This is a genomic window from Amycolatopsis sp. NPDC114484, from assembly GCF_055633755.1.
Map to the genome: position 1 here is coordinate 74,576 of NZ_JBVKDQ010000009.1, position 23,640 is coordinate 98,215.

Here is a 23,640-nt window from a genome sequence, read left to right on the forward strand (position 1 = left end):
TTCGATCAGAACGCTCGGTTGGGTTCCCCGGCCGAGCGTTTTGCGTGGTCTCGAGTTGAGTTAGGCCGCAATGTCGCCGAGGCCTGCCAGGCGTAGCGGCGGTGCGCTTGGGAAGACACTGGCGCAGCAGGCCGTTCGCGGTGGGGTCACGTGCGTCTTCAGCGGTCGGGAAACCGTCGGCGCGCGTTGCGTGGCCCGAGCGCGGCGGCGCGGCCACACACGGCAGCCGAGGCGGATCTTCCTGGATAGCCGAATTCGGCGCTCGCTCTGCCTTTGCTCGTAGCCCGGCGGCAGCTTTTGCCCAGTCTATCCGCCCCCACCGACAACCCCGCCCACTTCAGCCGGGTTGTCCACAGCGAGCGCGACTTGGGGAAAGTCCCGCGTCCGTCGCAACGGCCCCATCAGCAGCACCACCAGCGACACCAACTGAACGCCCACCATCGCGAACATCGCCACCCGCACCCCCGCCGCCTGGCCGAGTGCCCCGCCCAGCAAGGCGCCCAGCGGGATGGTGCCGAAGTTGACCATCGACGAGCTCGCGCTGATCCGGCCATAAAGATGGCGCGGGCAATACCGCTGCCGGAACGTCGCGCCCAGCACGTTCGACCCGACCACGCCCGCCGCGATTCCCGCTCCGGCAAGGACGAACAGCGTCAAACCCCATCCCGGTCTAGCCAACGGGCCGAGCAGCATCGCCGGTACCACCAGCGCCTCGCACCACAGGAATGCCCACGCGGTGCCGGTCCGCCGCGCGATCCGGCTGACCAACGTCGCGCCGAGCACCCCGCCGACTTCGCCAAGGGCGAGCACAAGTCCGACAGCACCCGGACCCTGTCCCAGTTCGTCGACCAGGAACACCACGGACACCGCATAAAAGCCGTTCAGGGCCAGGTTCGCGACCGCGCCGGAAAGCACCAGCACCCGCAAGTACGAATCCTGGGCCACGATCCGCATTCCCTCGGCGATTTCGGTGCGCAAGCGGGTCCGCGGACACGGGGGCGGTTCGTCCGCGCGCAGAAAACCTAGGCACAGCGCGGAAAACCCAAAGCTCAACGCATCCACGAGCACGCCGCTGACCGGCCCGAACACCGAAGCCAGCAGTCCAGCCAAGCCAGGTCCGCCGACTTGCGCCGCGGATTCCGCGCCTTGGAGCCGGACGTTGGCTCCCAACAGATCCGCATCGTCCACAACGGACGGAAGGAAAGCCCGATAAGCAAGAGAAAAGAAGACTTTGGCGAACCCGCCGACCAAGGCGGCAGCCAAGAGAACTCCAACAGAAAGCCAACCAGCGGCCCAAGAAATAGGCACAGCGAGAAAAGCCGCCATCTGGATAACGTCACAGACCAGCATCACCCGGCGCTTCGGCCAACGGTCCACCCAAGCCCCGGCAGGCAAACCGATCGCGAGCCAAGGAATCCACGCCGCAGCGGTCAGCGAAGCCACTTCGAACGTCGACGCGCGCAGCACGAGCAAGGCCACCAACGGAATCGACGCACTAGCCACCGCGCTGCCGACAGTGCTGACTGTCTGCCCCGCCCGCAAGAGACGGAACGCGGCACCCCTCACGGCTCAGCTCTGAAACCGCGGCCAAACACGAAAACCGGCTCCCGTTCCGTCGAAGGATCAGAAGCCGCCTTCGCGCCGAATTCCGCGAACAGCGCGGCCATCCGCTCGTTCAGCTCCGCCAATTCCGCGGACGTCAACCGCATCCACGCATCGGAAGAGAACCACGCCTCACGCCACTCCGAAGGAGCCGTCTCCAGCTCCGAAAGCCAGCCTCGGGAGAGCGTCATCTGCCGATCGAGGCTCACCGTCTCCGCGACCTCCGCCACCGGATCCCCGGCAAAGTCCGCAGTGGCCCACGACAACGTGCCGGAAGGACGCCGCCACCAGCGTTCCCGCCGATCCCGAGCCAACTCCGGCGCTTCGACCACCAGCCCGGCCCCGGAAAGCACCTTCAGGTGGTGGCTCACATTGCCCACCGCCTGCCCGGTCTTCTCCGCGAGCACCGACGCGGTGGCCGGGCCGTCGAGCTTCAGCATGTCCAGCAGGCGGCGGCGCAGCGGATGCGACATCGCGGCCAGTACCTGGGAATCGCGGACCTCCATGACGCACAAGAGTAGTTGCACAACAACTCTTGTGCAATAGTCCGCGGGTATCCTCGCGGGCATGGGCATCATCCTGTGGATCGTCTTCGGCGCGCTGGTCGGCTGGATCGCGAACCTCGTGGTCGGCGGCCGGGAGCGGCAGCGGCAGGGCTGTCTCGTCAGCGTGCTGGTCGGCGTGGTCGGGGCGGCGCTCGGCGGCTTCGTCTACCGGCTCGCGACCGGTGAGCAGCAACACTTCGAGTTCGATTTCCCGAGCTTCGGCGTCGCCATCCTCGGCGCGATCGTGCTGCTGCTCGTGTTGCGACTGGTCAGCGCGGCGACCGCGAGCCGCCGCGATCGTGACCGTTGGTAACGGTTTCCCGACGATCCGTCAGAACACCCCGTTCAAGGACTAAACTCACCCGTTCCGCGCCCGGGTGCGTGCTTCGTCGGGGGACGCACGCACCCGGGCCGCGTCCCGCACGAGCCGAGCGGCGTGCGCAGGGTCGACGAGCTGGGGAACGGGTGCCGAGAGGACATCCCGGCGCCAGGCGAGCAACAGTCGCGCGAGCAGATCGGGTACCGCCATCGTCTCCCTCGCCAGGTCGGCCCGGGCACCGGTCCCGAGCGGCGTCAACTACCCGGTGTTATCGGATTGTTCGACGCGTCGTTACCGGTTTGTGGTCGCGCCCACCCGCGCCGGGGCAACCCTTACGACCAGGGGCCGCCGGGTCCGCCGCAGGCGGGCGGTAGCGTGGGGAGGCCCAAATCGGACCCTTACACCGACCGAGACGAACAGCGGGGAACTCCACCCATGAGCGGCCAGCCCACCGGTAACCCCCTCGCGCACGCTGTCCAGCTGGCCCGCGAGACGTTCCCGCCGATGCACCCGGCGGGACGGCCGTTCCTCCTCGGCGGCCTCGCCGCGACGTTCGTGCTGCGCCGGTTCTCCAAGCGCCTCGGCGTGGTCGGCGCGCTCGCCACCGCGGGCATGACGGCGTTCTTCCGCGAGCCGAAGCGCGTGCCCCCGCAGCGGGACAACGTCGCGATCTCGGCCGCCGACGGCACCGTCTCGCTCATCGAGGAAGCGGTCCCGCCCGCCGAACTCGGCCTGCCCGCCGAGCCGCGGATGCGGGTGAGCGTGTTCCTCTCCGTCTACGACGTGCACGTCCAGCGCACGCCGGCGACGGGCGTGATCTCGAAGGTCGCGTACAAGCCGGGCAAATTCCTTTCCGCGGACCTCGACAAGGCGAGCGAGGTCAACGAGCGCAATTCGCTGGTGCTGCACACGGTCGACGGCCACGAGCTCGTCGTCGTGCAGATCGCCGGGCTGGTCGCGCGCCGCATCCGGTGCGACGTCCGCGAGGGCGACAAGGTGTCCGCTGGGGAGACCTACGGCATCATCCGCTTCGGCTCGCGCGTCGACACCTACCTGCCGCCGGGCAGCCGGGTCGTGGTGGCCAAGGGCCAGCGCACCGTCGGCGGCGAAACCGTGCTCGCCGAACTTCCTGCGCTGGGAGAAGGCTGACCATGGTCCGCGTGACCACCCCGGGCGTCCGGCTGCTGCCGAACGCGATCACCGTGCTCGCGCTCTGCGCCGGTCTTTCCTCGGTGCAGTTCGCCCTCACCGGCAACTACGCGATGGCGATCGGCTCGATCGGCATCGCCGCCGTCCTCGACAGCCTCGACGGCCGCATCGCCCGGCTGCTCGACGCGACGTCGAAAATGGGAGCCGAACTCGACTCGCTGTCGGACGGCATTTCGTTCGGCGTCGCGCCCGCGCTGGTGCTCTACATCTGGCAGGCGCACGGCGACCGCATCGGCTGGGTCGCGTCGCTGATCTTCGCGGTCTGCATGATCCTGCGGCTCGCCCGCTTCAACACCCTTCTCGACGACACCGACCAGCCGCCGTACGCCGCCGAGTTCTTCGTCGGCGTCCCCGCGCCGGCCGGCGGCCTGGTCGCGATGCTGCCGCTGATCGCCACGCTGCAGTGGGGCGAGGGCTGGTGGTCCGAGCAGTACGTGGTGCTCGTGTGGACCATCGCGGTCGCCGCGCTGCTGATCAGCCGCATCCCGACGCTCTCGCTCAAGACGGTGAAGGCCCCGGCGAAGGCGATCGCGCCGCTGCTGGTGGGCGTCGGCCTGCTGGCCGCCGCGATCATCGTGTTCCCGCTGGCGGCGCTGGCGGTCGCGCTGGTGCTGTACCTGCTGCACATCCCGTATTCGGTCTACCGGCACCGCTGGCTCGCCGCGCACCCGGAGGCCTGGGAAGTACCGCCGCGCGAACGCCGTGCGATCCGCCGTGCCCGCAGCCACCGACGGCTGCGGTTGCGCCCGGCCTCGGGCCGAGTCGCCGGTGCGGCGATGCGCGCGGTGCGGCGAACGAACTCGGACCTGGTGCGGAGCCGGAACCTGCGCGAGCGGGACCACAGCTCGGCCACGTCCGGGCCGACCCAGCGGCGTCGCAGCTGGCGTCGGATCGGCATTCGGCGCCGGTAGTTCCAGGCCTTCCGCGTTCCCCGCGGGTCCAGTCGCGTCTCGGATCCTGTCGGCAGCTCAAAGCGACGTCAGGCCTCCAGCGTGCTCCCCGGCCGGATCAGCCGGGACTTCCAGACCGTGGCCCTCGACGGCGCAGTGCTTTACGTGGAGTCCGACGCGCGTCGCCGCGATCCGCGACTGGTCAGCGACGACGTAAGCGCGGCCTTTCGTTCGCGCATAACCGCCCGCCGGTTCATTAGGGTGAGCAGGGTGAGCGATCCGCAGATCACCCTGACCGTCCGGCACACGCCGTCCGCGCTCGACGCGCGGCGGGGGGTTGTCCGGCTGCACCCGGAAGTGCTCGACGCGCTCGGCCTGCGGGCCTGGGACGCCGTGCACCTCGTCGGCGCGCGGCGCAGTGCCGCGTTGGCCGCGCCCGCCGACGAGGAGGCGACCCCGGGTGTCGTGCTGACCGATGACGTCACCATGTCGAACCTCGGCGTCGCCGAGGGCGGCGAGATCGTGGTCTCGCCGGCAGAGGTCACCGCTGCCCGCACGGTCACCGTTTCCGGGTCCCGGCTGGCGTCCGTTTCGGTGTCGCCGCAGACGTTGCGGCTCGCGCTCACGGGCAAGGTCCTCACCCGCGGTGACGCGGTTTCCCTGTTGCCGCAAGACCTCGCGCCCGCGCCGGGATCGGACGTCGCCGCTGTCCGCGGGCAGTTGTCCCGCGTGATCGGGGCGACCTGGACCAACGAACTGCTGACCGTCACGGCTACCGAACCGGCTGGCGTTGTCGTTGTTGGACCGTCCACTGTGGTCAGCTGGCGCGACGGCGCCCGCACCGGAGCACCGACCGGCGAGTCGCCGATGCGCACCGCGACCGCGCTCGTCCGCACCACTGCCGTCACCGCGGCCGAGGACTATCTCGACGCGGAGATCGTCGAAGAGGTCGTCACCGAGGCTCGCGAGGAAGAGCTGGACGCGCCGGTGCCGGTCGCTGATCTGGTCGGAGCCGAGGGCGCGGCGCGCAAGCTGGCCGAATGGTTCGATCTCGCGTTCCACCGGCCGGAGCTTCTGGCGAAGCTGGGCACTTCGGTGCATCTGGGCGTGCTGCTGTCCGGGCCGGAAGGCGTCGGCAAGGCGACGCTGGTGCGGTCGGTGGCTGCGGCGGAGAAGGTGCGCGTGGTGTCGGTGACCGCGCCGAATATCGCGGTGCTGGAACCGAATGCGGCACATCGGTCGCTGCGCGAGGCCATCGACCGGGCCGCGGACGGCGACGGTCCAGGCGTGCTGTTGATCAACGACATCGACGCGCTGCTCCCGGCCACGCAGCCTCCGCCAGTGGCCACCGTGGTGCTGGAAGAACTGCGCGCCGCGCTGCGCCGAGACGGGCTGGCCGTGGTGGCGACGACCGCGCGGGCCGAATCGGTGGACCCGCGGCTGCGCGGTGCCGACCTCCTCGACCGCGAGCTTGGCCTGCCGCTGCCGGAAGCCAAAACGCGCGTCGAACTGTTGCGGATCCTGCTCCGCGACGTGCCGGTCGAATCCGGGGCCGACCTGGGCGTGCTCGCCGAACGGACCCCCGGTTTCGTCGCCGCCGACCTGCTCGCCCTGCGCCGGGACGCGGCGTTGCGGGCCGCGCTGCGCCAGCGGGAGGTCGAGGAACCCAAGATCTCCCAGCAGGATCTGCTCGACGCGCTGGCCACCGTCCGGCCGATTTCGCTGTCCACTTCGGACAACCTGGCCACCGGCGGACTGACGCTGGACGACGTCGGCAATATGACGTCGGTCAAGGAAGCACTCACCGAAACCGTGCTGTGGCCGCTGCGCTACCCGGACTCGTTCGCCCGGCTCGGCGTCGAACCGCCGCGCGGCGTGCTGCTGTACGGCCCGCCCGGCGGCGGCAAGACGTTCCTCGTCCGGGCGCTCGCCGGCACCGGCGCGCTGAATGTGTTCGCGATCAAGGGCGCGGAACTGCTGGACAAATGGGTCGGCGAATCGGAACGCGCGGTCCGCGACCTGTTCCGCCGGGCCGCCGACGCCGCCCCCTCGCTGATCTTCCTCGACGAGATCGACGCGCTCGCCCCGCGCCGCGGCCAGTCGTCCGACTCCGGCGTGGCCGACCGCGTGGTCGCCGCGCTGCTCACCGAACTGGACGGCGTGGAACCGATGCGCGAGGTCGTCGTGCTGGGCGCGACGAACCGGCCCGAACTGGTCGACCCGGCTTTGCTGCGTCCCGGCCGGCTGGAGCGGCGGATCTACGTGCCGCCGCCGGACGCCGAATCCCGCGCCGCGATCCTCACCGCGACGGCCAAGCACACCCCGCTGGCGTCCGATGTGGACCTCGCGGCCATCGCGGAGGCGCTGGAGGGCTACTCGGCCGCCGACTGCGCCGCGCTGATCCGGGAGGCGGCGCTGACGGCGATGCGCGAGTCCCTGGAGGCACGCGAGGTGACTGCGGCGCATCTGGACAAGGCTCGCGAAGCGGTGCGGCCTTCGCTGGACGCGGCGCAGTTGGCGACGCTGGAGGCTTACGCGCAGGCGCAGCAGGAGCGTTGAGCTGCTCGTGAGTGCGGGTGCCGGTTAGAGCCGGTGCCCGCGCTCAGTAGCGCCAAGCCCATCTCTCGATCCCGCGCTGGGCAGGCGGGAACTCGAAACTCACGCGCGCGTTGCGAGACCTATCGCGCCGGACCGCACCACCTGCCGCGCCGAACCCTCCGACGTAGCGCCCGCCATGCCGCCCGCGCCCCAGGACAAACCCGCACCGCAGCCAGATACCGCAGACATGACAAAGCCCGCGCCGTAGCGCGGGCTGTCACCGGTCTCGGGAAGCTCAGCTCCCCTCGTGCCCACCAGGCTGGTAGTCCTTCGTGATGATCACTATCACGCCCGGGCTCGAGTTCTGGATGCCGTCGAACCGGGGCTGGGACTGGAAGCCGAACTCCTTGGCCAGCTGCTTCGCGGCGGCTTCCTCGTCGGTGCCCGGCCGGAAGTAGGCCGTGGTCGTCGGGATGTTGCCCTGCGAGTAGTTGCCGACCTCGGCGACGTTCCAGCCCGAACCGCGGAAATCGGCGGCGGCCTGTTCGGCGAGGTGCTTGACCAGCGAGTTGTTGTAGACGCGCAGGGTGACCCATTTGTTCGAGGCCTGCTGGTCCGGACCCGCCTGGCCCGGCTGTCCTGGCTGGCCGCCGGGCTGTCCGGGCTGCCCGGCCTGGCTCGACGCCGGGGCCGACGACGCGGCGGACGACGAGGCCGGGGCCGACGAAGCGGGCGAAGACGGCGCGGAGCTGGGCGCTGCCGAGGACGACTGCTCCGGCGCGGACGACGATCCGCCGGGCGCGGTGGGCTCGCCGGACGTGCTCGGTCCGGCGTTCTGGTCGCCGCTCGTGTTGAGCACGGTGACCCCGCCGATGACGGCCGCGACCACCGCGATCCCGATCAGCGCGACTCCCGCGGCCTTCAACGGCCGGGAAAGTCCCGAGAAGACGCTCATGACAGCTCGATCCCCAACCGCCGGGCCCCGCGTTTGCGCTGACGGGCGGCGCGCGTTTTGCGCAGCCGCTTGACCAGCATCGGATCGGCCGCGACGGCCTCCGGCTTGGCCAGCAGCGTGTTCAGCAACTGGTAGTAACGGGTGGAGGACAGTCCGAAGCGCTCCCGGATGGCGTTCTCCTTCGCCCCGGCGTGGCGCCACCACTGCCGCTCGAACGCGAGGATGTCCAGTTCGCGCTCGGTCAGGCCACCGACATTTTCCGGCGGCGACGGCTGGTCTCCAGCCATCGACTCCGCGGCGTCCATGCGGTCCTCGCAATCGGTGTCGGCAGTCCTTCCGCGGGCGTCATTGAACCACGGAACCCATGCTCGACATGGGCATCCGACCCGGCGCGTCACGGTCCGATCCAGGTGTACCAGAAGGGTCCGACTAAACTCGGCGTCCGTGACCGTCCACCCCATCTGCATCGCCGGCGAACCCGTGCTGCACCAGCCGACGCGCGAGATCACCGAGTTCGACGACAAGCTGGCCACCCTCGTCGAGGACATGTTCGAGACCATGTACGCGGCCGAGGGCGTGGGCCTCGCGGCCAACCAGATCGGGCTCGATCTGCGGGTGTTCGTATACGACTGCCCGGACGACGAGGGCGCCGAACACCGCGGCGTGGTGGTCAACCCGAAGCTCGAGACCTCCGAGATCCCGGAGACCATGCCGGACCCGGACGACGACTGGGAGGGCTGCCTGTCCGCCCCCGGCGAGTCGTACCCGACCGGACGCGCCTCGTGGGCGAAGGTGACCGGCTTCGACGTCGAGGGAAACCCGATCGAGGTCGAGGGCACCGGTTACTTCGCGCGCTGCCTGCAGCACGAGACCGATCACCTGGACGGGTTCATCTATCTGGACCGGCTCGTCGGCCGCCACGCGCGCGCGGCGAAGAAGATGCTGAAGAAGAACAAGTGGGGCGTGCCCGGCCTGACCTGGCTGCCGCCGAAGGAACCCGCGGACGCCTGACCCGCGCCTCCCGATTTTCCCGAAGGTCTCCCCGGTTTTCGCCGGGGAGACCTTCGCTCAAGTCGTGAAGTTCCGGATCGGCTGCGACCTTCCAGGGGACATCAGGCGGCGATCGCGGTGGCGATCGTCGCGGCGAGCTCACGAGCACGGTCGTGGGCGTCGGCCATGGACGCCTCGTGCATCGGGAGAAACTCCGCCAGGGACGGTGCGTGGGGGGCCATGGTCATCTCGGGGACCACGGTGGCGACATCGAGCGCCAGCTGATTCTCATGTCCGAGCACCGCCTCAGTGGTGGGCACGACGTAGTCGAGGCCGTGGTTGGGCGCGCCGGGACCGTAGCTGCCGCCCCGGGAGGAGATCAGCACCGCCGGACGTCCGGCAGCCGGGGACGGCTTGAATGTGCGGCCGAAGACCATGATCTGGTCGAGCCAGGCCTTGAACACCGAAGGCATCGACAGGTTGTACATCGGCACCGTGAACAGATAGGCCCTGGCGCCGAGGAACTCCTCGATGAGCCGGTCCTGCAACGCGGCCGCGGCAGTCTGCTCGTCGGTGCGCTGGGCGGGATCGGTGACGCGGGCGGTGATGCCCGCGGCAGTCAGATGGGGCACAGGCGCCGCGGCGAGGTCGCGGTGGACAACCTTGCCGTCCCAGCCTTCGAGGAAGGACTGTGCGACCCGGCGGGAGACCGAGGCCTCGCCGAGCGCGGAGGAATCGATGTGAAGCAGGTAGGACATGGCTGGGTGTTCCCTTTCAGCAGTGGTGGGATAGCGCGCTCCAGTGATCGACCAGAGCGGGTCGTTGCCGGGAAGTGGCGGGTAGTCCCCGAGTGGGTGTTACATACTGGTAGTGCGGTTGCGCACCAGATGAGAGGCGAGTGGGATGGCGTCAGCACGACAGATCAGCGGTCCGTGCCAGACCTGGCCGGAGGACAACGCTTTCATCCGCGAGGTGCTCGATCGCATCGGCGACAAGTGGACGGTGCTGGTCATCAGCACCCTGAGCGCCGGCTCGCTGCGCTACTCCGACTTGCAGGCGAGCATCGCGGGAATCTCGCAGCGGATGCTGACCCAGACCCTCAAGCACCTCGAGCGAGACGGACTGATTACGCGGACCGCGTACCCCGAGGTCCCGCCGCGAGTGGAGTACGAGCTGACGGATCTGGGGCGGTCCCTGTTGAGTGCGGTGACGGCGATGGCCGGCTGGGCCGCCGCCCACCACAGTGAGATCGCCAGCAACCGGGCCGCCAAGGAACTGACCGGAGTCGGCCGAGGCAAGACATCGGTCAGCGGGTCGGCAGGCTGAGCCGTCGGTGGTGCTCAGCGCACCGTGGCGTCGGAGGTGCCGGCCCCTCGTCGTTCGTCTCGGCGCTCACGGTCTCCGGCCTGGCCACCTGCCCCAGCAGTTGGCCGTAGACAAGGGCCGTTTGAGCGCCCGGGGCTGCCGCCCGGCGATCGAGGACGACGAACGGAACGCCGATTGCTTCCGCGACGCCGGCGAGGGTGTCCAGGTCGTGGGGGTTGAGGAAGCCGGCGAAGAAGCCGTCCTGGCGGGCGAGGGCCCGCATCAACCCGCGACCCCCCGGATCGAGTTGGCCGCTCAATCATCTTGTTCACCTCACTAGTAGTGCGTAACACCATCATGAGTGAGTGAGAGAGGGCTTACAAAAGGCACTTTGAAGTGCGTCAGCAGCGCTCGTCAGGCACTGTCCCCGCACTGTGAGGAGTCCGTTTTGTTTCGGCCAGACGGGCGGCAGGGTTGTGCCGAACCGACACCGCATGGCATCGTCGGGCGGGCAACCTCAACCGAATGCAACGCGGGAGCTCGCGCCTTGGCGGGCTGAGAGGGTGACTGGTGTCCATCTCGCGGACACCCGGCGTCACCGACCGCATGAACCTGACCGGGTAATGCCGGCGTAGGGAGTGAACGTCGTTGACGACGCTGGAAAACCAGGGTGCCATCGCCCCGTCCGTCACCACCGGGCCGATCACCGGCTCGCACAAGGTCTACCACCGCACCGAATCCGGACTGCGGGTTCCGGCGCGGCGGATCGACCTGTCGAACGGGGAGCACTTCGACGTGTACGACACGTCGGGGCCCTATACCGATCCGGACGCGAACATCGATGTCCACAAAGGACTGCACCCGCTTCGGTCCGGCTGGGCTGACGGACGGGAGCACAACACCCAGCTCGGCTGGGCGAAAGCCGGGGTGATCACCCGGGAAATGGAGTTCATCGCCGCGCGCGAACGCTGTACCCCGGAGTTCGTGCGGGACGAGGTCGCCCGCGGTCGCGCGGTGATTCCGGTCAACCGCAAGCATCCGGAGACCGAGCCGATGATCATCGGCAAGAACTTCCTGGTGAAGATCAACGCCAACATGGGAAACTCGGCCGTCTGGTCCTCTGTGGAGGAAGAGGTCGACAAGATGGTGTGGGCCACCCGCTGGGGCGCCGACACGATCATGGACCTCTCCACCGGCAAGCGGATCCACGAGACGCGCGAGTGGATCGTGCGCAACTCGCCGGTCCCGGTCGGCACCGTGCCGATCTATCAGGCGCTGGAAAAGGTCAACGGGGAGCCGGAAAAGCTCACCTGGGAGATCTACCGCGACACCATCATCGAGCAGTGCGAGCAGGGCGTCGACTACGTGACGGTGCACGCCGGCGTACTGCTGCGCTACATCCCGCTCACCGCGCGCCGGGTCACCGGCATCGTCAGCCGCGGCGGGTCGATCATGGCCGCCTGGTGTCTCGCGCACCACCAGGAATCCTTCCTGTACACGCATTTCTCCGAACTGTGCGAGATCCTGCGCGAGTACGACGTCACGTTCTCGCTCGGAGACGGCCTCCGTCCCGGCTCGATCGCGGACGCCAACGACCGCGCGCAGTTCGCCGAACTGGAAACCCTCGGCGAACTGACGCACATCGCCCGCGAGCACGACGTGCAGGTGATGATCGAGGGCCCCGGCCACGTGCCGATGCACAAGATCAAGGAAAACGTGGAGCTGGAGGAAAAGCTCACCGGCGAGGCCCCGTTCTACACGCTCGGCCCGCTGGCCACGGACATCGCCCCGGCGTACGACCACATCACCTCGGCGATCGGTGCGGCGCAGATCGGCTGGTACGGCACGGCGATGCTGTGCTACGTCACGCCGAAGGAGCACCTCGGCCTGCCCAACCGCGACGACGTGAAGACCGGCGTGATCACCTACAAGATCGCCGCGCACGCCGCCGACCTCGCCAAGGGCCACCAGTACGCGCAGGACTGGGACGACGAATTGTCCAAGGCCCGCTTCGAATTCCGGTGGAACGACCAGTTCAACCTGTCGCTCGACCCGGACACCGCGCGGGCCTTCCACGACGAGACTCTTCCCGCGGAACCGGCGAAGACCGCGCACTTCTGCTCGATGTGCGGGCCGAAGTTCTGCTCGATGCGGATCACTCAGGACGTGCGCAAGTACGCCGAGGAGCACGGTCTGTCCTCTGTGGAGGCGATCGAGGCGGGCATGGCCGAGAAGTCCGCGGAGTTTTCCGAGCAGGGCAACAAGGTCTACCTGCCCGTGGTCAACCAGTGACAGTCACGCCACGCACCGCCCTCACCATCGCCGGATCTGATTCCGGCGGTGGTGCGGGCGTGCAGGCGGACCTGCGCACGTTCTTCGCCAACGGAGTGCACGGACTGGTCGCGCTCACCGCGGTCACCGTGCAGAATTCGCTTGGCGTGCAAGGGTTCTCCGAGATCCCGGTCGACGTCGTCACCGCGCAGATCAAAGCGGTCGCCGAGGACATGGGCGTCAACGCGGCGAAGACCGGCATGCTCGCCACCGCGGAAATCATTCAGGCGGTAGCGAAAACGCTGGACGAGGTCCACATCGGACGAACCACGGACACGCCGTTCGTGGTCGATCCGGTGGCCGCGTCGATGACCGGTCACGCGCTGCTGCGCGAAGAAGCACTGGAAGCGATCCGGACAGAACTGTTCCCGCGCGCCACGCTCATCACACCGAATCTCGACGAGGTTCGGCTGCTCACCGGAGTCACCGTTACCGACACCAAGAGCCAGCACGCAGCAGCGGAAGCGTTGCTGGAGTTCGGCTCCCAGTGGGCGCTGGTGAAGGGTGGGCATCTCTACGACGCCGTCGATTGCGTCGACCTGCTCACCGACGGCTCGGCAGTGATCGAACTGAGCGGTCCGCGCATCGACACGGAAAACACCCACGGCGGCGGCGACACCATGGCGTCGGCGATCACCTCGTCGCTCGCGAAGGGTGCCGACGTGCCCACTGCGGTCGCGGAGGCGAAACGGTTCATCGAACGCTGCGTCTTGGAGGCGTATCCGCTCGGCGCGGGAGTCGGCCCGGTTTCCCCGTTCTGGCGGCTCGCGAACCCGCGGTGAATGCGACACTGGCCGGATGAGCGAGACACCGGAAGCGTTGTGGGCGAGGCTGCCGCTTGAGGTGCAGCACGAGGTCGACGGCCTGGTCACCGAGCACCGCACCGCTTCGGCGGTCAAAACGATCCGCAAATCGGGCGTCACGCCGCGGCCGGGGATCGCCGAAGCGCAAGCGGTGTACCAATACCGGATGTCGGTGCTGAAGCCTCCGCCGCGGTTTTAGCCGCGCGAATCCACAGTCGGCAGCACAGTCGTGAGGCATGTCCAGTCGGACGTCACCACGGACGCGTGCTGTTTGGCCAAGTCGGCCACGCGTTGAGTCGCCTGGTCGACGGTCGGGTTGTGATCGTCGATGGCCGGCGCGACGTTCTGCCCGTCCGTCATGACCACGTAGTAGTGGTTTTCGTCGTACCAGGACATTCCGGCCTTCGCGAGCCATTCGCTCGCGTCCCCGTCGAAAACGACAAACCACGGTTTCTGCTCCGCGGAGTATTTGTCTCGCGGGTCGCCGCTCGCGGCACCGTGCACGGTCGGGAAGATCTGCACTGAATTCAGCTTCCCGGCCGCCTTCTGGTTCAGCAGATAACCGGCGTACTCGACGTCGGTGTGCAGCGTGTCGGTCGGGTTTCCCTCTTCGACCGTGCCGGGGATGATCTCGGTGAGCACCTTGCCCCGCAACGCGTCCAGCGTTGGCCAATTGTCCGCTTTGGACGCTTCATCGAGCGTGGCGTGGCTGCCGAGCAGATCGGCGGGCTTGAACACCGCGGCGCCGAGGTGATCGCGGAACGCGGCATCGAGCTGGGCCGGACCAAGGCCGGTATTCGCCGAGAAGCCGGTCTTCATTTCGATCTTCAGCGTGAGCGGCGGTCGGCCGGGATGTGCGCCGAGCCAGATCCGGATGTCGTCCAGGCACGATTCGAGGTCCTTGTTCGTCCCGCCGGAGTAAAGGTCGGCCGCCGTTTGCGCGTCGACGCAGTTGTTGCTGTTGCCCAGCGGGTTGGAATGGCTGACCTTCCACTCGTGGGTGAAGAAGTCCGGCCAGACGTCGAGTTCGAGCAGGGACGAGCCGTTGTCCAGCGCCTGCGCGAGATACGGATACGCGGCCGGGTCGTAGGTGTTGTGCACGCCGACCGTGGTCACGTGCGAAAGCTTCGGGCTGTCCGCGTGCGCCACCCCCGGCACGGCCAGCACGGACAGGAGGAGAAGACCGGCCGCGGCGAGCTTCACTGATGTCTCCTTCGTCACGGGGACCAGCACGAACGTTTACTGTGCCATCGTGATGGACTGTTAATGAAGCACCGTTGCCTCAATGGACCAGACCAGAAGTCGGAACGCGCACATGACTGAGAACCCGAGCCCGCCCTCCGCGCTCACCATCGCCGGATCCGATTCCGGCGGGGCCGCCGGGCTGCAGGCGGACCTGCGGACCTTCCTCACCTGCGGGGTGCACGGCCTGGTCGCGGTCACCGCGGTCACCGTCCAGAACACGCTCGGCGTGCACGACCGCGCCGATCTGCCGCCGCACATCGTCGCCGGGCAGATCGAGGCGGTCGCCGCGGACATGGGCGTCGGCGCGGCGAAGACCGGCATGCTCGCGTCCGCGGAGATCATCCACGCGGTCGCGGCGGCCTGCGACAAGGCCGGGATCGGGCGCGACGGCGCGATTCCGTTCGTGGTCGACCCGGTGGCCGCGGCGATGACCGGCCAGTCGCTGTTCGACGACAACGGCCTCGCCGCGCTGCGCGACGAACTCCTGCCGCGCGCCACGGTGCTGACACCGAACCTGGACGAGGTGCGGCTGCTCACCGGCATGACCGTGACCGACCGCGAAGGCATGCACACCGCGGCCGTCGTACTGCACCAGCTCGGCCCGAAGTACGTGCTCGTGAAGAGCGGCCACCTGCAGTCCGACCCGGAGTGCGTCGACCTGCTCTTCGACGGTTCGACGTTCGTGGAGCTGCCCGGCCCGCGCTGGCAGACCCCGCACACGCACGGCGCCGGCGACACCATGGCGTCCGCGCTGACCGCTGGGCTGGCCAAGGGCATGCCGGTGGTCGAAGCGGCGCGCTACGGCAAATGGTTCGTCTCGCAGGCCGTCGAACACTCGTACCCGATGGGCGCGAAAGTCGGCCCGGTGTCAGCGTTCTGGCGGCTGGCTCCGGAGGAGCGCTAGACCTCGTCGGAGATCAGGGCTTCCAGCGCGGGCAGCGCGGCGATGATCGACTCGCGGGCCTCGGGTGTGAGCCGGTCGAGGCGGCGGTTGAGTTCCTGCACGCGGGTGGAGCGCACGCCGGAGACGAGGCGTTCGCCTTCCTCGGTGGCACGGGCGAGCCAGGCGCGCCGGTCGACCGGATCGGACTCGCGGGTGACGTAACCGGCTTCCACCAGCGTGGCCACGATCCGCGACATCGTGGCCGCCGCGACGCCCTCCTTCGCGGCAAGGTCGCCCAGCCGCAGCTCGCCGAAGTGCACGAGCGTGGCCAGCGCGGAGATCGACCCGTGTCCAGGCCCGGGCGCGCCCGCCTGGCGCAGCGAGCGGGAAAGCCGTCCCACCGCTAGGTACAACCGGCCCGTTACGTCCTGGACCGAGGAAAGAGTCACGATCGGCTCCTTCTGACGCTGGTGCCCGCCGCTGGGTGCGCCGGAAAGGGTGCCGTCAACCATACGGCGTGCCCGTGCACAATCCGCGTCAAGCGCGGGCGAAATCACCATTACCCAGCCATTTGTGCAACTTGGCCGCCCATTTAGAGCACCGACACGTCGAGCGGAAGCTCCGCGGGCGGCGGCAATGGCACCGCCGTCTCCGCGCGGAACGACTGCAGCAGATACCCCGCCAGCCGACGCGACGCCGCCGGTGCCGCGGCTCCCGCGCCCGACCGCAGCCCGCCGTTCGCCAGCAAGATCAACGACAGGTCGGACACCGCGAAGTCGGCCCGCAGCGCACCGGCTTCCTGCGCCCGGCGGATCAACTCGGTGAACCCCCGCAGCGCCTGGTCTCGCAGCTTCGCGAAACCAGCCTGATCCGGCAGCGCGGTCACGATCGCGGCGGAGAAACCGTGGTTGCGCGCCTGCATCTCGCACATCTCCTCGATCACCCGGCAGAACCCGCGCCACGGGTCGAGGTCGGCGAGCGCCTCTTCGAGCATGCCCGCGCATTCGGCCATCGGCTCGGCGAAGGCTTCGGCGACGAGGTCGGCCTTGGTCGGGAAATGGCGGTACACCGTGGCGACGCCGAGGCCGGCGCGGCGCGCCAGCTCGCTCATCGACACGTCCAGGCCCTCGGTCTCGAAGGTGCGCTCCGCGACCTCGAGGATCTGCGCGCGATTGTGGGCGGCGTCGGTGCGCAACCGAGTCGATCTTTCCGGCACTCTCTCACTTTACCCGAATCGGAAGACCCCTTCCACTTTCCGTGCTAGAAGTGGAACATGCCTTCCACTTCGATGCGAGCCATCGCCTACGACCGCTACGGACCGCCGGAAGTCCTGCGTGAGACGACTGTTCCGACACCGGTGCCCGGCCCCGGCGAAGTCCTCGTCCGGGTACGTGCGCTCTCGGTCAACGGCGGCGAACTCGCCATGCGGTCCGGAAAGCTGCTTCCGTTCAGCGGCAAGCGTTTTCCCAAGCGGATCGGCATCGACCTGGTCGGTGAGGTGGCGGAACCCGGGACGAGCCGCTTCGCCGTCGGCGACCTCGTCTGGGGCGGCGGGCGGAAGATGGGCACCGCCGCCGAGTACTACGTGATGGCCGCCGACCGCCTGGACCACGTGCCTGCTGGACTCGATCCCGCGCAAGCCGCGTCGCTGGCGGTGGGCATCACCGCGATCACCGCGCTGCGCGACAAAGCCCATCTCAAGCCCGGCGAACGCCTGCTGATCCGCGGCGCGACCGGCGGAGTCGGGTTTGTGGCGACGCAACTCGGCAAGGCGATGGGCGCGCACGTGACCGGGCTGACGAGCGCCAAAAACCTAGAGCTGGCAAAGGAACTCGGGGCGGAGATCGCTCTCGACTACCGCGATCCTGGCGACCTCGGGAAGTTTGACGTCATTCTCGACACCGTCGGCCGCGACCTCGACACTTTCCGGCGGTTGCTGACCCCGCGCGGACGGATGGTCGCGATCGCGTTCGACCTCGACCATCCGGTCCGCTCGCTTGGCTATATAGCGGCGAACTCGCTGCGCCCGACTCGCTGGGTGCGGGCCTTCAGCGGGAATCCGAAGGCGGATCTGCTCGCTGACCTGAGCCGGTGGGTCAATGCCGGGCTGGTTCGACCATTGGTGGATAAGGTGTTTCCGTTGGCCGATCTCGCCGAGGCACACCGCACGCTCGAAAACGGCGGTGTGCGCGGCAAAATCGTCGTCGAGGTGTAGCTCAGCGACGCGGACTCGACGCCTGCGCCCAAAACCGCTGCGGCACCCGTCCCGCGCCACGCGCCAGATACCCGGCCTCCACCGCGCTCCGCATCGCCAGCGCCATCCGTTCCGGATCCGCCGCCCGGGTCACCGCTGTCGACAGAAGCACCGCCGAGCAGCCGAGTTCCATCGCCAGCGTGGCATCCGACGCAGTACCGATTCCCGCGTCCAGCACGATCGGCACCGACGCGCGCGAGACGATCAGTTCGATGTTGTGCGGGTTCCGGATGCCCAGCCCAGTGCCGATCGGGGCGCCGAGCGGCATCACCGCGGCGCAGCCCGCCTCCTCCAGGCGGAGGGCGAGAACCGGGTCGTCGTTGGTGTAGGCGAACACCGTGAACCCGTCCGCCACCAGGCGTTCGGCCGCTTCGAGGGTCTCCAGCGGATCGGGCAGCAGCGTCCGGTCGTCGGCGTGCACCTCGAGTTTGATCAGGTTCGTTTCGAGCGCCTCGCGGGCCAGCTGGGCGGTGAGCACGGCTTCCGCCGCCGTCCGGCAGCCCGCGGTGTTGGGCAGCAGCTCGATGTCCAAGCGCCGCAACAACTCCAGCACCCCGGAGCCGCCCTCGGCGTCGGCTCGGCGCATCGCCACGGTGGTCAGCTGGGTGCCCGACGCGACCAGCGCGCGTTCCAGCACCTCGAGATTCGCCGCGCCACCGGTGCCGATGATCAATCGCGACGACAGCTTGTGTTCGCCGATGATCAGGTCGTCCATGCTCAACCTCCTTGAACCGCGGTCAGCACTTCGAGGTGCGCGCCCTTCGGCACGACCGCTTCTTCCCATTCGCCACGCCGCACGACCTCGCCGTTGACCGCGACGGCCACGCCCCGGCGTTCCGCGCCCAGCGCGTCGAGGACCGCGGAAACGGTGCTGTCGTCGGGAAACTCCCGCCACTCGCCGTTGACCTTGATCTCCATCAGACTCGCTCCTTCTCGACCAGCCGGGCGGGCGTCGCCGCGGCGACCTCCGGCGACGGGGCTTCGCCGGCCAGCCACGCGACCACAGCGTCCGCAGTCGCGGGTGCCATCAGCAAACCGTTGCGGTGATGCCCGGTCGCCGCGTACACGCCTTCGCTCACTTCGCCGATGTACGGCAACGCATCTCGGCTCGCGGCGCGCAGTCCGGCGGCGACTTCCACCAGCTCGTACTCCGTGATGCCGGGCAGAATCCGTTCCGCGTTCTCCAGCAGCTCGCGTACGCCGCGCGCGGTGACGGCCTGGTCGAAACCCGCTTCGTACTGCGTCGCGCCAAGGACCAGTTCGCCGTTTTCTCGCGGTACCAGATAGATCGGCCGTCCTTCGACCATCGCGCGCACCGTGTACGGCGGAGGCGGCAGGCAACCCCGACGCGGACGCAGCCGCAGGATCTCCCCCTTGAGCGGGCGTACGGCGTGCTCCAGCAACGGATGCAGCTGACCGGTCCACGCACCCGCGGCGAGAATCACCGGACCGGACACTTCGGAGAGGCTCTCGAGCCGTTCGCGACGGAACTCGACCCCACGCTTCGTAGCCGCTTCGCTCAGCGCTGTGAGCAGTTTCCGGTTGTCCACGGCTAAATCGCCCGGCACACGCAGGCCGCTGCGAACCGCGCCAAGGCCCGGCGCGAGCCGCTTCGCCGCGCGGCCGGTGAGTGTCTCGACGTCGCGGCCGAGCGAACGCAGGTACCCGGCGAGGATGTCGAGGTGCCCGGCGTCGGCGCTGTCGAACCCGACGACGATCGTGCCGTGCTCGGCCAGCCCGGGATCGGTCCCTTCGGCACCGAGTTCCCGCGCGAAGCTGGGCCAGCGCCGCAATGACGCTTCCCCCAGGCTGAGCACGGCTTCCTCACCCGGCCACGCCTCGGTGACCGGGGCGAGCATCCCGCCGGCCAGCCAGGACGCGCCGCCGCGCACCGGATCCGGGTCGATGACCGTGACGCGCCATCCAGAGACGGCCGCGCGCCAGGCCGCGGACAGCCCGATGACGCCGCCGCCGACGACAGTGACGGTTGTGGTGCTGGTGTTCACAGTGGAATCACGCTCCCTGCGCCGGCATGACCCGGATCAGGTTCCACGGTCGGAGCGGCAGCTCCCTCTCAGCCCGTGCCTCGGGCTCCCGTGCGGACTCCAACACCGTAGCGCGCGGGTAACGTCACCGCCATGCCTGCCTTGACCGGAGACCAAATTCGCACCCGTCTCGCCGACGCCCGGCTGTACTTGTGCACTGACGCCCGTGCTTCGCGGGGAGACCTTGCTGAGTTCGCTGACGCCGCGTTGGCGGGTGGCGTCGACATCGTGCAGCTGCGGGACAAGACCGGGGGCGCGCCGCTGGAGGCCAAGCAGGAAATCGCGGCGCTGGAGGTGCTGGCGGAGGCCTGTGCGCGGCACGGGGCGCTGCTGTCGGTGAACGACCGGGCGGATGTGGCGCTGGCGGTGGGGGCGGATGTGCTGCATCTGGGGCAGGACGATATTCCGGTGTCGCTTGCGCGGCGGGTGCTGGGCGACGACGTGGTGATCGGGCGGTCTACCCATTCGGCGGAGCAGGCCGCGGCGGCGGCTGGTGAGGACGGGGTGGATTACTTCTGCACTGGGCCCTGTTGGCCCACGCCGACTAAGCCTGGGCGGTTTGCGCCTGGGTTGGGGTTGGTTCGGTCTACCGCGGCTCTCGGGACTGAGCGGCCGTGGTTCGCGATCGGCGGGATTGACGAGGCTCGGTTGCCGGAGGTGCTGGAGGCGGGGGCTTCTCGGGTTGTGGTTGTTCGGGCTATTACTGAGGCTGAGGATCCTAAGGCTGCTGCGGAGGGGCTTAGGGTTCGGCTTTCTTAGGGGGGCTCGTCGCCTGGCGGCGACATTGCTGCGGTGTTGCGTGGGGGCACCCCGAAGCTTGATTGTGATGACGGTCTGAGGGTGCTTGTCAAGGCGGGAAAGATGCCTTGACAAGCACCCTCAGACCGCATTTTGGCTTCGTATCGGGGTGCGGGGGTGGTGTGGGTGCGTGGTTCGGTGGGTGCACCGGTGGCGGTTCGTGGTGGTCTGTGAGGACAACGGCGGAGGGAGGGCTACTCGCCTGCGTTTGACGGGACTGCGGGGGCCGTCGGAGTCTGGCTGGTGCTGGGGGCCTGCGAGCTCGTGCTCGGCTTCGAGGACGTTGACGGCGGGCGGCTCTGCTGCGTCTGCTCCGAAGGCGGCGGAGCGCTGGGCGTAGTCATGGGAGTGGACGTCGGGTTGTTCTGCTTCGACTCGCCTGGCGGAGGGGTCTGCGGCGCAGTACTCGGCGCGTTGTCCGGGTGGTCATCCCGCTGCTGGCTGGTATCCGGCTGCCGAGGGATCAGCCCGGTAGACACGCTTCCCTTGGTCGTCCAGTCAAGCCCCAGCAGAACGACCAACGCGACGACGAACGCCACCACGCTCGAAGCGATGATCAACGGCCACCGCAGCTTCCGCAGCTTTTCGCCCAGACTGTCCGACTTCTCCGGCTCGGTCGGCTTCAGCTCGGACAACCGGACCGTGGGCATGTTCGCCAGGTCAGCCGGGAGATACGCCGTTGGCGCCTCGCCGGGGGCGGTTGGCTTGTCGCTGGGCACCCGCACCGGTGCCAAGCCGCCGCGACCGCGTCGCGCAGCGGTTTCCATCGCCTTCCGCGCGGCATCACGAGTGCGCTGCAGAGAACGCAGGTACAACTCGCCGCCGACGGTGCTGACCACGCTGGCCACTCCGGCGCCGATGACTGTTCCCGCGACCCCCAGCGTCGAACCCAGCAACGCGGCGGTGACCGCCGCCAGCGCGGCGGCGAGCACCGAGGTCGTCCGGAGTTTCTTCTTGTCCTCCGCGGTTTCCTTCTGCTCCTCGCTCATGATTCCGATCTGATCGTTTCCCAGCCGTTGTCCCTGTTTCTTCAACGGTTAAGTCGTCTGAGGTGCTCCCTTCGTTGCCCCGGCGTGAGGGACGCCACGTTGACTGTCCAAAATGGATAGACTAAAGCTCACACATTCCTGACATACTCGCCCCATGCACCTCGTGACGATCTCCGACATCGAAACCGCGGCCGAGCGGGTGAAGGGCACCGCGGTGCACACTCCATTGCTGCGTCAGCTCTGGGTTCCCGGCGAGTTCTGGGTGAAACCCGAGAGCCTGCAACCGATCGGCGCGTTCAAGATCCGCGGCGCGTACAACGCGATCGCCGCACTCACCGACGTCGAACGGAAACGCGGCGTGGTCGCGTATTCAAGCGGCAACCACGCGCAAGCGGTCGCCTACGCCGCCCGCGAATTCGGGATTCCCGCGGTGATCGTGGTGCCGGACGTCACTCCGCGGCTGAAGGTCGAAGCCACTCTTCGCTGGGGTGCGGAAGTCCGCGAAGTGCCGATCGCGGAACGGGAATCGGCGGCGCTCGCGCTCGCGGAGGAACGCGGTCTCACGCTGATCCCGCCGTTCGACCACCCGGACATCATCGCCGGGCAGGGCACCGTCGGCCTGGAGATCGCCGAGGACCTGCCGGATGTCGAGACCGTGCTGGTCCCGGTCAGCGGCGGCGGCTTCGCCTCCGGCGTCGGCACCGCGATCAAGGCGAAGTGCCCGAACGCGAAGGTCTACGGCGTCGAACCGGAACTGGCCGCCGACACCGCGGCCAGCCTCGCCGCGGGCGAGATCGTGGACTGGCCCATCGCCGAACGCGCCCGCACCATCGCCGACGGCCTGCGCGCGCAACCGTCCGAGCTCACGTTCGCGCACCTGCAGCACGTTCTGGACGGCGTGATCACGGTGACCGAGGACGAAATCCGCGACACCGTCCGAGCGCTGGCCCGGCAAGGCCGCCTGGTGACGGAGCCCAGTGGCGCCACCGCCCCCGCCGCTTACTTGCACCACGCCGACGAGCTCCCCGGCGGACGCACGGTGGCGATCGTCTCCGGCGGCAACATCGACCCGGCGATGCTGGCCGAGTTGCTCGCCTAGCACGGCCGCCCCGACGCTGCGAGGGGTTGCCCTCGGCCAACGGGTTCGGTTCGCGAGGTGGACGTCCGTGAGGGCCTCCCTGAGGGAATCTGATTCCCTCAGGGAGGCCCTCACGGACCTCTGAGGCCGGTCACCAGTTAACGGTCTGCCCCTGGCGATCCAGGTAGTGCAACCCACCCTTGCCCGCCCAAGCTTCGATCGTGTCGGCGACCCCGGGGATGCTCTCGTCGACGGTCAGCCGGGCACCCGGGCCGCCGAGGTCTGTCTTCACCCAGCCGGGCGCCATGAGCAGCAGCGTGCGCGGGTCGTCGGCGTGCCGCGCGGCGAAGCTGCGCATGAGCTGGTTCAGCGCGGACTTGCTCGCCCGGTAGACCTCGAAGCCACCCTTGGTGTTGTCGGTGACGCTGCCCTGGCCCGACGACATCACGCCGATGGTGCCCGTCGCGGGGACCAGATCCTGCAGGGTCTCGACGACGCGCATCGGGCTCAGCGCGTTGGTCACCATGACCTGGGCGAAGTCCTCGGTGGACACATCGGCGAACGTCGCCGCGGGGTCGGTCGTGTAGTTGGTTCCGGCGTTGACGAACAGCAGGTCGAACGACGACCCGGCCAGCCGCTCGCGCAGCGCCGCGACCTGTTCGGGCACTGCGATGTCGACGGTCTCCACCGTGAGCCCGCCCAGCTCGTGCAGCGCGGAGGGCGTCCGCTCGGTCGCGGTGACCCGCCAGCCACGGCCGAGGAACTCGGCGGCCAGCGCGTAGCCCAGCCCACGCGACGCCCCGATGATCAATGCGCTCTTGCCTGCGGTCATGACTGCTCCTTAGCTATCAATTGATAGCT

General features: G+C 68.7%; 28 protein-coding genes and 1 riboswitch. Of the genes, 13 read left to right on the top strand and 15 right to left on the bottom strand.

Annotated features, from left to right (window positions below; genetic code table 11):
* Positions 1-306: 306 nt before the first annotated feature.
* Together ACZ7SW_RS22585 and ACZ7SW_RS22590 are read right to left on the bottom strand one after the other, a co-directional pair.
* Entirely contained in the window at positions 307-1,566 is a 1,260-nt protein-coding gene (locus ACZ7SW_RS22585; RefSeq protein WP_470232385.1) for an MFS transporter, read from the bottom strand.
* Complete coding sequence (locus ACZ7SW_RS22590; protein ID WP_470232386.1) at positions 1,563-2,108, bottom strand: ArsR/SmtB family transcription factor; 546 nt, start codon at positions 2,106-2,108, stop codon at positions 1,563-1,565. Before ACZ7SW_RS22590 ends, ACZ7SW_RS22585 begins: the two co-directional genes overlap by 4 nt.
* Before the next feature lie 61 nt (positions 2,109-2,169).
* On the opposite strand from ACZ7SW_RS22590, the gene ACZ7SW_RS22595 reads away from it, so the two are divergent.
* A complete protein-coding gene (locus ACZ7SW_RS22595; RefSeq protein ID WP_116200394.1) occupies positions 2,170-2,460 on the top strand; it encodes a GlsB/YeaQ/YmgE family stress response membrane protein in 291 nt (96 codons plus the stop codon).
* 45 nt (positions 2,461-2,505) lie between these two features.
* Here the strand turns inward: ACZ7SW_RS22595 and ACZ7SW_RS22600 are convergent, their stop codons facing one another.
* Positions 2,506-2,724, bottom strand: a complete 219-nt coding sequence (locus ACZ7SW_RS22600; RefSeq protein ID WP_470232387.1) for a hypothetical protein — start codon at positions 2,722-2,724, stop codon at positions 2,506-2,508.
* A gap of 177 nt (positions 2,725-2,901) precedes the next feature.
* On the opposite strand from ACZ7SW_RS22600, the gene ACZ7SW_RS22605 reads away from it, so the two are divergent.
* The 3 genes from ACZ7SW_RS22605 (at position 2,902) to ACZ7SW_RS22615 (ending at position 7,124) form a co-directional block, all read left to right on the top strand.
* Positions 2,902-3,615, top strand: a complete 714-nt coding sequence (locus tag ACZ7SW_RS22605; RefSeq protein ID WP_470232388.1) for a phosphatidylserine decarboxylase — start codon at positions 2,902-2,904, stop codon at positions 3,613-3,615.
* 2 nt (positions 3,616-3,617) lie between these two features.
* Positions 3,618-4,586: a CDP-diacylglycerol--serine O-phosphatidyltransferase gene (gene pssA / locus ACZ7SW_RS22610; protein ID WP_470232389.1), complete on the top strand. Its 969-nt coding sequence runs from the start codon at positions 3,618-3,620 to the stop codon at positions 4,584-4,586.
* A 249-nt stretch (positions 4,587-4,835) separates the two neighbouring features.
* Complete coding sequence (locus ACZ7SW_RS22615) at positions 4,836-7,124, top strand: AAA family ATPase (RefSeq protein ID WP_470232390.1); 2,289 nt, start codon at positions 4,836-4,838, stop codon at positions 7,122-7,124.
* 274 nt (positions 7,125-7,398) lie between these two features.
* On the opposite strand, the gene ACZ7SW_RS22620 is transcribed toward ACZ7SW_RS22615, so the two are convergent.
* Together ACZ7SW_RS22620 and ACZ7SW_RS22625 are read right to left on the bottom strand one after the other, a co-directional pair.
* The gene (locus ACZ7SW_RS22620; protein ID WP_470232391.1) at positions 7,399-8,058 is read right to left on the bottom strand and encodes a LytR C-terminal domain-containing protein; all 660 of its coding nucleotides are present in this window, start codon (positions 8,056-8,058) and stop codon (positions 7,399-7,401) included.
* A complete protein-coding gene (locus ACZ7SW_RS22625) occupies positions 8,055-8,363 on the bottom strand; it encodes a DUF3263 domain-containing protein (RefSeq protein WP_067579729.1) in 309 nt (102 codons plus the stop codon). Before ACZ7SW_RS22625 ends, ACZ7SW_RS22620 begins: the two co-directional genes overlap by 4 nt.
* 139 nt (positions 8,364-8,502) lie before the next feature.
* Between ACZ7SW_RS22625 and ACZ7SW_RS22630 the strand changes: the two genes are divergently transcribed.
* Positions 8,503-9,069, top strand: a complete 567-nt coding sequence (locus ACZ7SW_RS22630) for a peptide deformylase (protein WP_470232392.1) — start codon at positions 8,503-8,505, stop codon at positions 9,067-9,069.
* Between the two features lie 101 nt (positions 9,070-9,170).
* Here the strand turns inward: ACZ7SW_RS22630 and ACZ7SW_RS22635 are convergent, their stop codons facing one another.
* On the bottom strand, positions 9,171-9,806 hold the full coding sequence (locus ACZ7SW_RS22635; protein WP_470232393.1) for an FMN-dependent NADH-azoreductase: 636 nt from the start codon (positions 9,804-9,806) through the stop codon (positions 9,171-9,173).
* Between the two features lie 145 nt (positions 9,807-9,951).
* Here ACZ7SW_RS22635 and ACZ7SW_RS22640 point away from each other — a divergent pair, with 145 nt between their 5' ends.
* Positions 9,952-10,374, top strand: a complete 423-nt coding sequence (locus tag ACZ7SW_RS22640; protein ID WP_470232394.1) for a winged helix-turn-helix transcriptional regulator — start codon at positions 9,952-9,954, stop codon at positions 10,372-10,374.
* Here the strand turns inward: ACZ7SW_RS22640 and ACZ7SW_RS22645 are convergent.
* On the bottom strand, positions 10,355-10,672 hold the full coding sequence (locus ACZ7SW_RS22645; RefSeq protein WP_470232395.1) for a hypothetical protein: 318 nt from the start codon (positions 10,670-10,672) through the stop codon (positions 10,355-10,357). The two genes, ACZ7SW_RS22640 and ACZ7SW_RS22645, sit on opposite strands and share 20 nt — an antisense overlap.
* A 329-nt stretch (positions 10,673-11,001) precedes the next feature.
* Between ACZ7SW_RS22645 and thiC the strand changes: the two genes are divergently transcribed.
* From thiC to ACZ7SW_RS22660, 3 genes are read left to right on the top strand one after another with little or no spacing between them, the layout of a single operon-like run.
* The gene (thiC, locus tag ACZ7SW_RS22650) at positions 11,002-12,645 is read left to right on the top strand and encodes a phosphomethylpyrimidine synthase ThiC (protein ID WP_378314575.1); all 1,644 of its coding nucleotides are present in this window, start codon (positions 11,002-11,004) and stop codon (positions 12,643-12,645) included.
* On the top strand, positions 12,642-13,466 hold the full coding sequence (gene thiD / locus ACZ7SW_RS22655; RefSeq protein WP_470232396.1) for a bifunctional hydroxymethylpyrimidine kinase/phosphomethylpyrimidine kinase: 825 nt from the start codon (positions 12,642-12,644) through the stop codon (positions 13,464-13,466). Before thiC ends, thiD (ACZ7SW_RS22655) begins: the two co-directional genes overlap by 4 nt.
* A 16-nt stretch (positions 13,467-13,482) precedes the next feature.
* On the top strand, positions 13,483-13,686 hold the full coding sequence (locus ACZ7SW_RS22660) for a hypothetical protein (protein ID WP_116200384.1): 204 nt from the start codon (positions 13,483-13,485) through the stop codon (positions 13,684-13,686).
* Here the strand turns inward: ACZ7SW_RS22660 and ACZ7SW_RS22665 are convergent.
* Entirely contained in the window at positions 13,683-14,690 is a 1,008-nt protein-coding gene (locus ACZ7SW_RS22665; protein ID WP_470232397.1) for a phosphatidylinositol-specific phospholipase C domain-containing protein, read from the bottom strand. The two genes, ACZ7SW_RS22660 and ACZ7SW_RS22665, sit on opposite strands and share 4 nt — an antisense overlap.
* 112 nt (positions 14,691-14,802) lie before the next feature.
* On the opposite strand from ACZ7SW_RS22665, the gene thiD (ACZ7SW_RS22670) reads away from it, so the two are divergent.
* Positions 14,803-15,636, top strand: a complete 834-nt coding sequence (thiD, locus tag ACZ7SW_RS22670) for a bifunctional hydroxymethylpyrimidine kinase/phosphomethylpyrimidine kinase (RefSeq protein WP_470232398.1) — start codon at positions 14,803-14,805, stop codon at positions 15,634-15,636.
* Here thiD (ACZ7SW_RS22670) and ACZ7SW_RS22675 read toward each other — a convergent pair.
* Together ACZ7SW_RS22675 and ACZ7SW_RS22680 are read right to left on the bottom strand one after the other, a co-directional pair.
* Positions 15,633-16,064, bottom strand: coding sequence for a MarR family winged helix-turn-helix transcriptional regulator (locus ACZ7SW_RS22675; RefSeq protein ID WP_470232399.1), 432 nt, complete (start codon positions 16,062-16,064; stop codon positions 15,633-15,635). The two genes, thiD (ACZ7SW_RS22670) and ACZ7SW_RS22675, sit on opposite strands and share 4 nt — an antisense overlap.
* Positions 16,065-16,207: 143 nt before the next feature.
* Complete coding sequence (locus tag ACZ7SW_RS22680) at positions 16,208-16,831, bottom strand: TetR/AcrR family transcriptional regulator (protein WP_470232400.1); 624 nt, start codon at positions 16,829-16,831, stop codon at positions 16,208-16,210.
* Positions 16,832-16,888: 57 nt separating this feature from the next.
* Here ACZ7SW_RS22680 and ACZ7SW_RS22685 point away from each other — a divergent pair, with 57 nt between their 5' ends.
* The gene (locus ACZ7SW_RS22685; RefSeq protein ID WP_470232401.1) at positions 16,889-17,830 is read left to right on the top strand and encodes an NAD(P)-dependent alcohol dehydrogenase; all 942 of its coding nucleotides are present in this window, start codon (positions 16,889-16,891) and stop codon (positions 17,828-17,830) included.
* 1 nt (position 17,831) lies between these two features.
* Here the strand turns inward: ACZ7SW_RS22685 and thiG are convergent, their stop codons facing one another.
* The 3 genes from thiG to thiO form a co-directional block, all read right to left on the bottom strand.
* Positions 17,832-18,584: a thiazole synthase gene (gene thiG, locus ACZ7SW_RS22690; RefSeq protein WP_470232402.1), complete on the bottom strand. Its 753-nt coding sequence runs from the start codon at positions 18,582-18,584 to the stop codon at positions 17,832-17,834.
* Positions 18,585-18,586: 2 nt separating this feature from the next.
* The gene (thiS, locus tag ACZ7SW_RS22695) at positions 18,587-18,787 is read right to left on the bottom strand and encodes a sulfur carrier protein ThiS (RefSeq protein ID WP_116200378.1); all 201 of its coding nucleotides are present in this window, start codon (positions 18,785-18,787) and stop codon (positions 18,587-18,589) included.
* Positions 18,787-19,875, bottom strand: a complete 1,089-nt coding sequence (thiO, locus tag ACZ7SW_RS22700; protein WP_470232403.1) for a glycine oxidase ThiO — start codon at positions 19,873-19,875, stop codon at positions 18,787-18,789. Before thiO ends, thiS begins: the two co-directional genes overlap by 1 nt.
* Positions 19,872-19,977, bottom strand: a riboswitch (TPP riboswitch). (Overlaps the previous gene by 4 nt.)
* Before the next feature lie 30 nt (positions 19,978-20,007).
* Between thiO and thiE the strand changes: the two genes are divergently transcribed.
* Positions 20,008-20,673, top strand: a complete 666-nt coding sequence (gene thiE / locus ACZ7SW_RS22705) for a thiamine phosphate synthase (protein ID WP_470232404.1) — start codon at positions 20,008-20,010, stop codon at positions 20,671-20,673.
* A 233-nt stretch (positions 20,674-20,906) separates the two neighbouring features.
* Here thiE and ACZ7SW_RS22710 read toward each other — a convergent pair whose 3' ends face one another.
* Positions 20,907-21,701, bottom strand: coding sequence for a hypothetical protein (locus ACZ7SW_RS22710; protein ID WP_470232405.1), 795 nt, complete (start codon positions 21,699-21,701; stop codon positions 20,907-20,909).
* A 154-nt stretch (positions 21,702-21,855) separates the two neighbouring features.
* Here ACZ7SW_RS22710 and ACZ7SW_RS22715 point away from each other — a divergent pair, with 154 nt between their 5' ends.
* Positions 21,856-22,800 (top strand): threonine ammonia-lyase, encoded by a 945-nt coding sequence (locus tag ACZ7SW_RS22715; protein ID WP_470232406.1) that lies wholly within the window; start codon positions 21,856-21,858, stop codon positions 22,798-22,800.
* 130 nt (positions 22,801-22,930) lie between these two features.
* Here the strand turns inward: ACZ7SW_RS22715 and ACZ7SW_RS22720 are convergent, their stop codons facing one another.
* Positions 22,931-23,611, bottom strand: coding sequence for an SDR family NAD(P)-dependent oxidoreductase (locus ACZ7SW_RS22720; RefSeq protein WP_470232407.1), 681 nt, complete (start codon positions 23,609-23,611; stop codon positions 22,931-22,933).
* Between the last annotated feature and the right edge of the window lie 29 nt (positions 23,612-23,640).

Bases quoted from the DNA above. Each gene is read 5' to 3' on its own strand.
- ACZ7SW_RS22590 (WP_470232386.1), bottom strand. From the start codon at position 2,108: ATGGAGGTCCGCGATTCCCAGGTACTGGCCGCGATGTCGCATCCGCTG.
- ACZ7SW_RS22595 (WP_116200394.1), top strand. From the start codon at position 2,170: ATGGGCATCATCCTGTGGATCGTCTTCGGCGCGCTGGTCGGCTGGATC.
- ACZ7SW_RS22605 (WP_470232388.1), top strand. From the start codon at position 2,902: ATGAGCGGCCAGCCCACCGGTAACCCCCTCGCGCACGCTGTCCAGCTG.
- pssA (WP_470232389.1), top strand. From the start codon at position 3,618: ATGGTCCGCGTGACCACCCCGGGCGTCCGGCTGCTGCCGAACGCGATC.
- ACZ7SW_RS22620 (WP_470232391.1), bottom strand. From the start codon at position 8,058: ATGAGCGTCTTCTCGGGACTTTCCCGGCCGTTGAAGGCCGCGGGAGTC.
- ACZ7SW_RS22625 (WP_067579729.1), bottom strand. From the start codon at position 8,363: ATGGACGCCGCGGAGTCGATGGCTGGAGACCAGCCGTCGCCGCCGGAA.
- ACZ7SW_RS22635 (WP_470232393.1), bottom strand. From the start codon at position 9,806: ATGTCCTACCTGCTTCACATCGATTCCTCCGCGCTCGGCGAGGCCTCG.
- ACZ7SW_RS22640 (WP_470232394.1), top strand. From the start codon at position 9,952: ATGGCGTCAGCACGACAGATCAGCGGTCCGTGCCAGACCTGGCCGGAG.
- ACZ7SW_RS22660 (WP_116200384.1), top strand. From the start codon at position 13,483: ATGAGCGAGACACCGGAAGCGTTGTGGGCGAGGCTGCCGCTTGAGGTG.
- thiD (WP_470232398.1), top strand. From the start codon at position 14,803: ATGACTGAGAACCCGAGCCCGCCCTCCGCGCTCACCATCGCCGGATCC.
- ACZ7SW_RS22685 (WP_470232401.1), top strand. From the start codon at position 16,889: ATGCCTTCCACTTCGATGCGAGCCATCGCCTACGACCGCTACGGACCG.
- thiG (WP_470232402.1), bottom strand. From the start codon at position 18,584: ATGGACGACCTGATCATCGGCGAACACAAGCTGTCGTCGCGATTGATC.
- thiS (WP_116200378.1), bottom strand. From the start codon at position 18,787: ATGGAGATCAAGGTCAACGGCGAGTGGCGGGAGTTTCCCGACGACAGC.
- thiE (WP_470232404.1), top strand. From the start codon at position 20,008: ATGCCTGCCTTGACCGGAGACCAAATTCGCACCCGTCTCGCCGACGCC.
- ACZ7SW_RS22710 (WP_470232405.1), bottom strand. From the start codon at position 21,701: ATGAGCGAGGAGCAGAAGGAAACCGCGGAGGACAAGAAGAAACTCCGG.
- ACZ7SW_RS22715 (WP_470232406.1), top strand. From the start codon at position 21,856: ATGCACCTCGTGACGATCTCCGACATCGAAACCGCGGCCGAGCGGGTG.
- ACZ7SW_RS22720 (WP_470232407.1), bottom strand. From the start codon at position 23,611: ATGACCGCAGGCAAGAGCGCATTGATCATCGGGGCGTCGCGTGGGCTG.